The organism is Mameliella sp. AT18, from assembly GCF_028807275.1.
In the GTDB taxonomy this organism is placed as follows: Bacteria; Pseudomonadota; Alphaproteobacteria; order Rhodobacterales; family Rhodobacteraceae; genus Antarctobacter; species Antarctobacter albus.
The window spans coordinates 1-11,702 of sequence record NZ_JARAMO010000261.1; the positions used below are offsets into that span (position 1 = coordinate 1).

Here is an 11,702-nt window from a genome sequence, read left to right on the forward strand (position 1 = left end):
CCCCCGGAGTATTTTTGCCAAGAAGAAGCGGGGGGAGTCGTGAGGGAACTGACCGAACGCCTGAAGGACGAAGCGCGGGACATCGGCTTTGCCCAGGCGCGCATCTGCCGGCCCGGCGACGTGCCCGAGGTGATGGGCAGGCTGCGCGCCTTCCTGGACCGGGGCTATCACGGGCAGATGGACTGGCTGGCGGATCGGGTGCACTGGCGCGGGGCACCCGATGTCCTCTGGCCCGAGGCGCGGTCGGTCATCATGCTGGGTGAGAATTATGGCCCAGAGCACGATCCGCTGGAGGTGTTGGACCGGCGCGACCGGGCGGCGATCAGCGTCTATGCCCAGCACCGCGATTATCATGACGTGGTCAAGAAGCGGTTGAAGCGGCTGGCGCGCTGGCTGATCGCCGAGGCGGGCGGCGAGGTGAAGGTCTTTGTCGATACCGCGCCGGTGCCGGAAAAGCCCTTGGCGCAGGCGGCGGGGCTGGGCTGGCAGGGCAAGCATACCAACCTGGTCAGCCGCGAGCTGGGATCCTGGCTGTTCCTGGGCTGTGTGTTTACCACGCTGGAGCTGGAGGTGGACGGGGCAGAGCGCGATCATTGCGGGTCCTGCCGGGCCTGCCTGGACATCTGCCCGACCGGGGCCTTTCCCGCGCCTTACCAGCTGGACGCGCGGCGCTGCATTTCCTACCTGACCATCGAGCACAAGGGGCCGGTGGACGAGGCACTGCGTCCCGCGCTGGGGAACCGGATCTACGGCTGTGACGACTGCCTGGCGGTCTGCCCCTGGAACAAGTTCGCCCGCCGCGCCGAAGAGGTGAAATACCATGCGCGCCCGGACCTGTTGGCGCCGCCGCTGGCGGACCTGGCCGTTCTGGACGACGCGGCGTTCCGGGCGCGCTTCTCCGGCTCTCCGATCAAGCGGATCGGGCGGGACCGGATGGTGCGGAACACCTGTTATGCCATCGGCAACTCTGGCCGGCCCCAGCTGAGACCCGTTGTCCAGTCGCTTTGCGAGGATGCGGACCCGGCGGTGCGTGACGCGGCCCGCTGGGCCGTGCTGCGCCTGGGATCGGAACTGGGGGACGGGCGCTGAGCTGCCATCTCAGCGCCCGGAGCGACACCTCGGTTTCTTGGGAGAAAGAGCTTGTCACTCGACCGTTACATGGCAGCCACACCCGGTTCGCGCAAGAGGCGCGCAAGGCAACGTGAGGTCCGTGACAACGGGCTTTGATTTGCGCCGATGAAACCCATGTTATGCAGGGACAGGACAGGACCCGATCCGAGAGGAGAACAACTTGGCAAAATATGAACGAAGACCGGAGGTTATCCACAGCCTGACGCCCGAGCAGTACCACGTCACCCAGGAGAGCGGGACAGAGCGCCCGGGGACCGGCGAATACTTGCACATGAAAGAGCCGGGCATCTACGTGGACGTGGTTTCGGGCGAGCCGCTGTTCGCCAGCGCCGCAAAATACGAATCGGGCTGCGGCTGGCCGAGCTTTGTCAAACCCATCGAGCCGGACAATATCGTCGAGCTGCGCGACACCACGCATGGCATGATCCGGACCGAGGTGCGGTCGCGCCACGGGGACAGCCACCTTGGCCATGTCTTCCCTGACGGGCCGATGGACCGGGGCGGCCTGCGCTACTGCATCAACTCGGCCTCGCTGCGGTTCATCCACCGTGACGACATGGCGGCCGAGGGCTATTCTGATTACATCGACCAGGTGGAGGAGATCGAATGACAGACCGTGCTGTTCTGGCCGGAGGCTGCTTCTGGGGCATGGAAGAGTTGATCCGCAAGCTGCCCGGGGTCGAGAAGACCCGCGTGGGCTATACCGGCGGTGACGTTGCCAATGCCACCTATCGCAACCACGGCACCCATGCCGAGGGGATCGAGATCCTGTTCGATCCGGCAAAGATTTCCTACCGGCAGCTGCTGGAGTTCTTTTTCCAGATCCACGACCCGACCACGCTGAACCGGCAGGGCAATGACATGGGCATGAGCTATCGCTCGGCCATCTACTATGTCGAGGAGGACCAGCGGCAATGCGCGCTGGACACCATCGCCGACGTCGAGGCCAGCGGGCTCTGGCCCGGAAAGGTGGTGACCGAGGTGGAACCCGTGGGCGATTTCTGGGAAGCGGAGCCCGAGCACCAGGATTACCTGCAACGTTATCCGGGCGGGTATACCTGCCATTTCCCGCGCGCCGACTGGGTTCTGCCCAAGCGCGACGCCGCGGAATGACACCGGGGAAGCCATGCGTTTGCGCATGGCTTCCTTGCCACATTGGGCAATCCCTATTCTCCGGCCCTCCGCCTATATGCGGGAAAGGTCGGTAGATTGGAGAACGGACATGACACCAGAGGCATTCTGGGACGGGATTGCAGAGAAATACGCCAAGCAGCCCATTGGCAACACCGAGGCCTACGAGGCCACGCTGGACCGGGTGCGGCATTGGCTGCGTCCGGACATGGCCGTGCTGGAAATCGGCTGTGGTACCGGCACGACGGCGCTGAAGCTGGCCGGGAATGCGGGGCAGATCCTGGGCACCGACGTCTCCGGAGAGATGGTACGCATCGCGAACGAAAAGGCCGCGCAGGTGCCGAATGTCAGCTTTGACACTGCTCCCGCGGAAAGTGCCGGGGCCGGGCAGCCCTTCGACGCGGTGCTTGCCTTCAACCTTTTGCACCTGGTCGCGGACAGGGCGGCGGTTCTGACCCATGTGCGCGGCCTGTTGCCCGAGGGCGGGCTGTTCATCTCCAAGACGCCCTGCCTGGGTGGCAAACCCTGGTTCCGGCCGCTGATCTGGGCGCTTCAGAAAGTCGGCAAGGCGCCCGGCCCCGTCCATTCGCTGCGGCCCGGCCAGATCGAGGACGAACTGCGCGCGGCCGGTTTCGAGGTGGTGGAAAGCGGAGGCTATCCGAAAAAGCTGCCCAACTGGCTGGTCGTGGCCCGCGCGGTCTGACCGCGCATTTCCCTGCAACCCGGGCATCCGGTTACGGGAACGGGATTTGACTTGTGCCCCTGAGCACCCCAGATAGTCTGTCGAGCCGGGAAACAGGACAGTCACCGGATATCAGGGGTATTTGCGTAAAGGCCAACCGTTGCCTATTGTGCGCGATCTTTCGGCAATAGGGCAACGGGACGAGGCAGGACTACGTGACAGCAGGGTCGACCATTCGAGGCGGAATCATAAGGAAACTCTTTTCCTTGATCAGGAAAACCGGCGCGGAATTCGCGCTGCCGATGCTGCAACGGCCCCGGCAATTGCAGACGGCTGCCCTGTGTTACCGCATCGAGGACGGTCACAAACGCGTCCTTTTGATCACCAGCCGCGGCACCGGGCGCTGGGTCATCCCCAAGGGCTGGCTGATGCGCGGCAAGAACGCCAGCGAGGCCGCTGTCGTGGAAGCCTGGGAAGAGGCCGGGGTGCGCCCGGGCCGGACGGCAGAGCGTCCCATCGGCACCTATGTCTACGACAAGATCAAGAATTCGGGCCTGCCGGTCACCGTCGAGATGCTGGTCTTTCCGGTCGAGGTCCGGTCGCTGGAGGATCGGTTCCCCGAAGCCCGTGAAAGAGTGCGCCGCTGGGTCACGCCAACTGAGGCAGCAGGAATGGTCGACGAGCCGGGACTGAGGCAAATTCTCCTCGATTTCGGGGACAATTGACCCTGCAACCGTGTTGATCTTGCTCCGAGGCCGCATTTGACATAGGCCCCCCGGCCAAACGGGGGGAAATGCATGTCGGACGAACACCTGGATCCAAGCCACTTGGAGACGCTTGACCGCGACCTGGGCCGGCTTTCGACTCTGGAACAGGCCACGGCCTATGTCAGCCGCCCGATGATGGGCTTTGGAATCGCGCTGATCTTCGTGGTGTTCGCGGGACTGGTCGCGGCGCTTGTCTTCGGGCAGACCAACAACACCTTCATCGTTGTCGTGGCCGCCGCCTTTGGCGCCTACATGGCGCTGAACATCGGTGCCAACGACGTGGCCAACAACATGGGGCCCGCCGTGGGCGCCAATGCCATGTCGATGGGCGCGGCCATCGTGATCGCCGCGATCTTTGAAAGCGCCGGCGCCCTGCTGGCCGGGGGCGACGTGGTATCGACCATCGCCAAGGGCATCATTGCGCCGGAAAGCCTGGGCACCTCCGGGGCCTTCATCTCTGCCATGATGGCAGCACTGCTGGCCTCGGCGCTCTGGGTGAACCTGGCGACATGGATCGGGGCGCCTGTCTCGACCACGCATTCGGTCGTGGGTGGCGTCATGGGCGCCGGGATCGCGGCGGCAGGTTTTGCCGCCGTCAGCTGGGGCCAGATGAGCGCCATTGCCGCCAGCTGGGTGATCTCTCCCCTGCTGGGCGGGCTGATCGCCGCCGGGTTCCTGTGGTTCATCAAGGCCAACATCATCTACCGCGACGACAAGATCGCCGCCGCGCGCAAATGGGTGCCGGTTCTCGTCGGCATCATGGCGGGGGCCTTTGCCTCTTACCTTGCGGTCAAGGGCCTCAAGAAGATCGTCAAGATCGAGCTGGGCAGCGCCCTGATGATCGGCGTCGGGGTGGCCGTGATCGCCTGGCTGATCATGATCCCGGTGGTCCGCAGGCAATCGGCCAACCTGGAAAACCGGAACAAGTCTCTCAAGGTGCTGTTCGGCATCCCGCTGATCGTTTCGGCGGCGCTGCTCAGCTTTGCGCATGGGGCCAATGACGTGGCCAACGCGGTCGGCCCGCTGGCCGCCATCGTACAGGCCTCGTCGACCGGCGATTTCACCCACGCGGTGGAAATCCCGCTGTGGGTCATGGTGATCGGCGCGCTGGGGATTTCCTTTGGCCTGTTCCTCTTCGGGCCGAAGCTGATCCGCATGGTGGGCAACCAGATCACCAAGCTGAATCCGATGCGGGCCTATTGCGTGGCGCTTTCGGCGGCGATCACGGTGATCGTGGCCAGCTGGCTGGGCCTGCCGGTCAGCTCGACCCATATCGCCGTGGGCGGGGTCTTTGGCGTCGGGTTCTTCCGCGAATGGGACACCGAGCGGCGGATGCGGAAATCCAAGAGCGCGATCACCGGCCTGCCGGCCCTTGCGCCCGAGGAACGCCGCCGCCGCAAGCTGGTGCGGCGGTCGCACTTCATGACCATCGTGGCGGCCTGGGTCATCACCGTGCCCGCCGCCGCGGCGTTGTCCGCAGGCCTGTTCCTGGTGATTCAGGGCATCAGCGGCTGAGCCTTTCCACCCTCAAGGGCCCTGTCACTCCCGTTTCACCGGGCTGGGCAAGTCCCTTGGGTGGCGCCGCCCGGCGCGCGCCAGGTCCGCGCGCAGCTCTGCCGGACCTCGATCCGTCGCAGGCGCCACCCCCTGCCCCGCCCCGGGCGTCAGGATGTGCCGCAACAGCGCCACCGGATGCGCGCGCAGGGACAGGCGCATGGCGACGTAATCCTCGACCACCTGTTCGCCTTCCGTCATCTGCGGCAGGCAAGCCGCCACCTCGGTAATCGCCTCGCCGTCCAGATCCCGCGAGAAGAGCGGCAGCTCCCCTCCCGTCTTCAGCGCCTTGGCCTGCCACAGCGCCTCGCGCCGCGAAAGGCCAAGGGCGGCAAAGGCATCCGCCTCGGCCAGCCGTTCCAGCACCGCGGGCGCCAGCCCGGCCCGGCGCCAGACATCCGCCACCTGCATGTAGCCGTTGCCCCGCGCATGGGTCAGCCAAGTGGCCTCTTCCTCGGCCAGCCCCTTGATCTGGCGAAAGCCCAGCCGCAGCGCCAGCCCGCCCTTGCCGTCCGGCTCCATCACATTGTCCCAGTAGCTGGCATTGACGCAGACCGGCCGCACCAACACCCCGTGTTCGCGCGCATCGCGCACGATCTGGGCGGGCGCATAGAACCCCATCGGCTGCGCATTCAGCAGCGCGCAGGCAAAGATCCCCGGGTGATGGCATTTCAGCCAGGCCGAGGCATAGACCAGCAGCGCAAAGCTGGCGGCATGGCTTTCGGGAAAACCATAGGATCCGAACCCCTCGATCTGGGAAAAGCAGCGTTCGGCAAACGCCCGGTCATAGCCCTTTTGCGCCATGCCACGCAGGAACAGGCTGCGAAACTCGCTGACATTGCCGTGTTTCTTGAAGGTCGCCAGCGAGCGGCGCAGGCGGTCCGCCTGTTCGGGGGTGAAGCCCGCGCCGGTGATGGCGATCTGCATGGCCTGTTCCTGGAACAACGGCACGCCCAGCGTCTTGCCCAGCACCTCGCCCAACTCGTCCGAGGGGAATTGCACCTTTTCCTCGCCGTTGCGACGGCGGATGTAGGGGTGCACCATGTCGCCCTGGATCGGGCCGGGGCGGATGATCGCCACCTCGATCACCAGGTCATAGAAGGTGCGCGGCCGCATCCGGGGCAGGAAATTCATCTGCGCCCGGCTCTCGACCTGGAAGACGCCCACGCTGTCGGCCCTGCACAGCATGTCATAGACCGCGCCATCCTCGGGCGGCAGGGTGGCCAGCGTGTGCCGCACCCCGTGGTGACGCGCCACCAGGTCAAAGGCCTTGCGGATGCAGGTCAACATCCCGAGGCTGAGCACATCGACCTTGAGGATGCCCAGGGCGTCGATGTCATCCTTGTCCCAGCAGATGACGGTCCGCCCCTCCATCGCGGCGTTTTCCACCGGCACAAGTTCGTCCAGCCGCCCCTCGGTGATGACGAAACCGCCGACATGCTGGCTGAGGTGGCGGGGAAAGCCGATGATCTCGTGGATCAGCTCCATCGTCAGCATCAGGCGGCGGTCGTCCGGGTCCAGCCCGATTTCCCGCATCCGCTGCCGCTCCAGCCCCTGCGCGGAGAAGAACCCCCAGAGCTGTGACGACAGCGCCCCGATCGTGTCCTGGCTCAGCCCCATCGCGGCGCCGACCTCGCGGATGGCGCGCTTGCCCCGGTAATGGATCACCGTGGCACAAAGACCCGCGCGGTGGCGTCCGTAGGTCTCGTAGATGTGCTGGATCACCTCCTCGCGGCGCTCGTGTTCGAAATCCACGTCGATATCGGGCGGTTCGTCCCGCGCCTCGGACACGAAACGCTCGAACACCATCGTCCCCACCTCGGGGCTGACAGAGGTCACGCCCAGGCAATAGCAGGTGATGGAATTGGCCGCAGAGCCGCGCCCCTGGCAGAGGATCCCGCGCGACCGGGCAAAGGCGACGATGTCCCGGACAGTCAGGAAATAGGGCTCGTAATTCAGCCGCGAGATCAGATCCAGCTCATGCGCCAGCATCTGCTGCACCTTCTCCGGCGCGCCCTGCGGATAGCGCCAGGCCAGCCCCTCATGCGCCAGCCGCGCCAGCCGCGCCTGCGCGGTCTCGCCCTGCGCGATCTCCGATGGGTACTCGTACCGCAGGGACGCGATGTCGAAGACACAGCGCGCCGCCAGCGCGGCAGCCCGGTCCACCGCCTGCGCATGTGGACCCAGCAGGCGGCGCATCTCGCCTTCCGAGCGCAGCCGCTGTTCACCGTTGGCCAGCGCCGCCCGGCCTAGTTGATCCACGCGGACCCCGCTGCGGATCGCCGTCAGCACATCCGCCAGCCGCCGCCGCCGTCCGTGGTGCATGACGGGTGCCGCCGTGGCCACGGTGGGCAGGCCCAGCTCCGCCGCCAGCGCTGCCAGCCGGTCGAACCGGCGCGCATCCTCGCCATCATAGCGCGGCGCCAGTGCCAGGTGCATCCGCGCGCCCTGCCCCCGCACCAGCGCCGCCACATGGCCGCACCAGCCCGCCCCAACCCGGTCCGGCGCCAGGAGGATGAACTCCAGCCCCTCCACGCCCTCCGGCAGATCCGACAGGTGCAGGTGACAGGCGCCTTTTTCCGCCCGCAGCCGACCGGCGCTCAGCATCCGGCACAAATGCCCCCAGCCCACGCGCGACCCCGCCAGCGCCACCATCTCCACACCTTCGGTAAAGACCAGCCGCGCCGCCGGGATCAGCCGGGGCACGTTGCGCACCGGCGCACGCGGCGGCACAGGCAGACCCGGCGGCGCCGGCGGGCCGATCACCCCGCCCTCTGCCTCCAGCCGCTCCAGCTCCGCCACCTGCCGCGCGATCTCGCGCCCCGCGCTATGCGCCCGCACGATCCCCGCAACCGAATTCACATCCGCCAGGGCAATGACAGACACCCCCGCAAGTGCCGCACGCTCCATGTACTCCTCCGGGTGCGAGGCCCCGGTGAGAAAGGAGAAGTTCGAGGTGATGCAAAGCTCGGCGAACATGCGGGGCAATATATTCCCCCTTTGTTCTCATTTCGAGTCCACAGAACGCTGCCCGGACCCCATGCTTCTTCTTGGCGGAAATACTCCCCGCCGGAGGCACGCCGAGGAGGGAGCCGGAGGCGGACCGACGAGATACAAAGCGCGGGCCCCGAAGGGCCCGCTCAATTGGATCAGACGCCGGATTTCACGATGGCCTCGGCCAGCAGCGGCACGGTCTTCGCGTTCAGACCCGCGATGTTCATGCGCGAATCGCCCACCATGTAGACGCCGTGATCGCGGCGCAGGGTCTCGACCTGTTCAGGCGTGGCGCCCAGGCGCGAAAACATGCCGCGGTGCTGCGCGAGAAAGCCGAACCGGTCCGACCCCGACAGGCGCTGCAATTCGCCCGCCAGTTGCTCGCGCAGGGCCAGCATGCCGGTGCGCATCTCTTCCAGTTCCGCCTGCCACTCGGCCTTCAGCGCATCGTCGCTCAGGACATAGGTCACCAGCCGCGCGCCGTGGTCCGGCGGGAAGGAAAAGTTCTGCCGGTTGAGATAGTTCAGCGTCCCCTGGTTCAGCTTCTTCGCACCGCCGTCCTGCGCCACCGCCATCAGCAGGCCGGTGCGCTCGCGGTAGATGCCGAAGTTTTTCGAACAGGAGGCCGCGATCAGGCATTCCGGCACCGAGGAGGCCACCATGCGCACCGCTTGCGCATCCGCGTCCAGCCCGTCGCCGAACCCCTGGTAGGCCAGGTCGATCATCGGCGTGGCGCCGGTCTTGTTCAGAAGGTCGATCAGGGCCTTCCACTCGGTCGCGTTCAGGTTCGCGCCGGTCGGGTTGTGACAGCAGCCGTGCACCAGCACGATGTCGCCTTTGCCCGCTTGCGCGAGGTCGGCCATCATGCCGTCGAAGTTCACGCCGCCGCTTTCATTGTCGAAATAGCGGTACATGACCGTCTCGATCCCCATGTGTTTGAGGATCGAAAGGTGGTTGGGCCAGGTCGGATCGCTGACAAAGACGCGGACGTTCGGGTTGGCCATGCGCGCCATGTCAAAGGCCTGGCGAACCGCGCCTGTGCCGCCCGGCGTCGCCGCCGCGGCCACGTTCTCACGCGCGACCGCGTCGCCCAGCACCAGCGCCACCATGACGTCGGCAAAACCCGGATCGCCGGCAAGCCCGGTATAGGCCTTGGTCTGTTCGTCTTCCCAAAGCTGCTTTTCGGCGGCCTTGATCGCCCGCATGATCGGCGTGTTGCCATCGGCGTCCTTGTAGACGCCGACACCGAGGTCGATCTTGTCCTCGCGCGGGTCCTCGCGGAAGGCCTGCATCAGCATCAGGATCTTGTCGGCGGGTTGTTCCTTGATCGTCTCGAACATCTCTGTCTCCGGTTATTCCGCGGGTCCCGTGGCGACGGGCAGCGTCGGGAAGGCGCCCCATTCCGCCCAGGACCCGTCATATAGCGAATGGTCGCTCTTGCCGATGCGTTCCATTGCCAGGCTCAGGATCGCGGCGGTCACACCCGACCCGCAGGTGGTGATCGCGGGCTTGGCCAGGTCCACGCCCGCCGCCACGAAGACCGCACGCAGCGCATCTGCGTCTTTCAACGTGCCGTCTTCGGTCAGGAGGCTGCGGTAATGGACATTCTTGGACCCCGGGATATGCCCCGCCCGCAGGCCTTCGCGCGGTTCGGGTTCCTCGCCGGCAAAGCGCGACGGCGACCGGGCGTCGATCACCTCGGTATTCTTCAGCTTGGCGGCGGCGGACACCTGGGTCACGTCGCGCACCAGGTGGTTCTGGCGGCGCACGGTCATGTGCCGGTCGCGGACGATCGGATCCATGTCCTCGATCTCGCGGCCCTCGGCCTGCCACTTGGCGAACCCGCCGTCCAGCACGGCGATGTCATCTTTGCCCATCAGCTTGAACAGCCACCAGACCCGGGCGGCGGAAAAGATCCCGGCGCCATCGTAGACCACGACCTGGTGGCCGTCGCCCACGCCCATCGCGCGCATCCGCGACATGAACTTTTCCGGCGGCGGCGCCATGTGCGGCAGGTCCGACCGCGCATCCGAAATTTCGTCGATGTCGAAGAACCGGGCGCCGGGAATATGTCCGGCGTCGTATTCGGCACGGGCATCGCGGCCCATGTCGGGCAAGTACCAGCTGGCATCCAGGATCCGCAGGTCGGGATCGTTCAGGTGTTTGGCCAGCCACTCGGTCGAAACGAGCGTTTTGGGATCGTCGGCGAACATGGGCCCCCCACAGCGGTCATTACCGTGTGCTTAGGCAAGAGGGCCACCGCTTGCAAGCGCGTCGCGCCGCGATCTGTCCTCCGGGGCAGGAAATGCCACCCCGGAGACCGGCGCATTACTTCGACATCATGCCACGCAGCGCGCTGACCACGGCCAGAACGACACCTCCGCCGACACCGCCGCTGGCGACCTGGCCAATGATCGTGCCGATATCCAGCCCACCCACAGCACCGGCCTGCCCGGCCACGTCTGGCGCGCCCAGCATTCCCAGCAGGGTACTGCCCAGGCCACCCCCGACAATACCCGCTATCGAGTTGATCAGTGTGCCTTGGTTGATGCCCTTGACCAACCCGCCGGCAAGGTTGCCGCCGACCGCGCCCGAGATCAGTGCAATGAAAAGTTCCATGTCCACTCCCTTTCCTGCGCCCCACCAAGGGGCGCGGACTGGGTAGCGGGCCGGGCAGGCCAGCGATAAGGGAATGGCGCGCAGGCTTTCCCCGCACGCGCCGTCGGGGTCAGCCGCGTTCCTTCAGCAGGCGCTGCTTTTGACGGTTCCAGTCGCGCTTGGCCTCGGTCTCGCGCTTGTCGACGTTCTTCTTGCCCTTGGCGATGCCGATCTTGATCTTGGCGATACCCTTGTGGTTGAAATACAGCACCAGGGGCACCAGCGTCATGCCCTTGCGCTGGGTCTCGTTCCAGAGCCGGGCCAATTCACGCTTGGAACACAAGAGCTTGCGCCGCCGCCGCTCCTCATGCCCGAACATCGCGCGCTCGTAGGGCGCGATATAGCTGTTCACCAGCCAAAGCTCGCCATCCTCAACCGCCGCATAGCTCTCGGCGATGTTCGAGGTGTTCTCGCGCAGGGATTTCACCTCGGACCCGTTCAGCACGACGCCGCATTCGAGGTCATCCTCGATCGCGTAGTCAAAACGGGCGCGCCGGTTCTCGGCGATCACCTTGTAGTTCGGGTTGCTGTCGGGTTTCTTGGCCATGATGCGCCTAGATAGTCACTGGCGCGGGGCCTGTCCACCACCCGCGGCGGGTCTCGGACTTGACAATCAGCGCCGGTCGCAGTGCCTAGGTGACAGACCCAGACCAAGAGGCAGAGATGAACCGCTACCCCCGCGACATGATCGGCCACGGCCCCCACCGCCCCGACCCGCAGTGGCCCGGCGGCGCGCGGGTCGCGGTGCAATTCGTCCTGAACTACGAGGAAGGCGGCGAGAACTG

11 protein-coding genes and 1 pseudogene are annotated in these 11,702 nt (G+C 66.0%); 7 read left to right on the forward strand and 5 right to left on the reverse strand.

The features are described from left to right. Positions 1-39: 39 nt before the first annotated feature. The 6 genes from queG to PVW46_RS21940 all read left to right on the forward strand — a co-directional run bounded on the left by queG (position 40) and on the right by PVW46_RS21940 (position 5,226). The gene (gene queG / locus PVW46_RS21915; RefSeq protein ID WP_069209386.1) at positions 40-1,089 is read left to right on the forward strand and encodes a tRNA epoxyqueuosine(34) reductase QueG; all 1,050 of its coding nucleotides are present in this window, start codon (positions 40-42) and stop codon (positions 1,087-1,089) included. 202 nt (positions 1,090-1,291) lie between these two features. Then, positions 1,292-1,741 (forward strand): peptide-methionine (R)-S-oxide reductase MsrB, encoded by a 450-nt coding sequence (msrB, locus tag PVW46_RS21920; protein ID WP_069209387.1) that lies wholly within the window; start codon positions 1,292-1,294, stop codon positions 1,739-1,741. Further along, the gene (gene msrA / locus PVW46_RS21925; protein WP_069209388.1) at positions 1,738-2,244 is read left to right on the forward strand and encodes a peptide-methionine (S)-S-oxide reductase MsrA; all 507 of its coding nucleotides are present in this window, start codon (positions 1,738-1,740) and stop codon (positions 2,242-2,244) included. The genes msrB and msrA overlap by 4 nt, the downstream gene beginning before the upstream one ends. A gap of 109 nt (positions 2,245-2,353) precedes the next feature. Continuing rightward, complete coding sequence (locus PVW46_RS21930) at positions 2,354-2,965, forward strand: class I SAM-dependent methyltransferase (protein ID WP_069209389.1); 612 nt, start codon at positions 2,354-2,356, stop codon at positions 2,963-2,965. A 245-nt stretch (positions 2,966-3,210) separates the two neighbouring features. After that, positions 3,211-3,669: an NUDIX hydrolase gene (locus PVW46_RS21935; protein ID WP_043141541.1), complete on the forward strand. Its 459-nt coding sequence runs from the start codon at positions 3,211-3,213 to the stop codon at positions 3,667-3,669. 72 nt (positions 3,670-3,741) lie between these two features. Beyond that, positions 3,742-5,226 (forward strand): inorganic phosphate transporter, encoded by a 1,485-nt coding sequence (locus PVW46_RS21940; RefSeq protein ID WP_069209390.1) that lies wholly within the window; start codon positions 3,742-3,744, stop codon positions 5,224-5,226. 24 nt (positions 5,227-5,250) lie between these two features. Here the strand turns inward: PVW46_RS21940 and PVW46_RS21945 are convergent, their stop codons facing one another. From PVW46_RS21945 to smpB, 5 genes are all read right to left on the reverse strand, one after another. Next, the gene (locus PVW46_RS21945; protein ID WP_069209391.1) at positions 5,251-8,244 is read right to left on the reverse strand and encodes an error-prone DNA polymerase; all 2,994 of its coding nucleotides are present in this window, start codon (positions 8,242-8,244) and stop codon (positions 5,251-5,253) included. A 170-nt stretch (positions 8,245-8,414) separates the two neighbouring features. Next, positions 8,415-9,599, reverse strand: coding sequence for an amino acid aminotransferase (locus PVW46_RS21950; RefSeq protein ID WP_043141538.1), 1,185 nt, complete (start codon positions 9,597-9,599; stop codon positions 8,415-8,417). Between the two features lie 12 nt (positions 9,600-9,611). Beyond that, positions 9,612-10,472 carry a 3-mercaptopyruvate sulfurtransferase gene (sseA, locus tag PVW46_RS21955; protein ID WP_043141533.1) on the reverse strand — a complete coding sequence of 287 codons (861 nt, stop codon included), beginning with the start codon at positions 10,470-10,472 and terminating at the stop codon, positions 9,612-9,614. 115 nt (positions 10,473-10,587) lie between these two features. Then, the gene (locus tag PVW46_RS21960) at positions 10,588-10,878 is read right to left on the reverse strand and encodes a hypothetical protein (protein WP_172430871.1); all 291 of its coding nucleotides are present in this window, start codon (positions 10,876-10,878) and stop codon (positions 10,588-10,590) included. Positions 10,879-10,987: 109 nt separating this feature from the next. After that, positions 10,988-11,464, reverse strand: coding sequence for an SsrA-binding protein SmpB (gene smpB / locus PVW46_RS21965; protein WP_043141528.1), 477 nt, complete (start codon positions 11,462-11,464; stop codon positions 10,988-10,990). Between the two features lie 116 nt (positions 11,465-11,580). On the opposite strand from smpB, the pseudogene PVW46_RS21970 reads away from it, so the two are divergent. Next, positions 11,581-11,702 (forward strand): annotated as a pseudogene (locus tag PVW46_RS21970) (allantoinase PuuE); the annotation flags it as partial.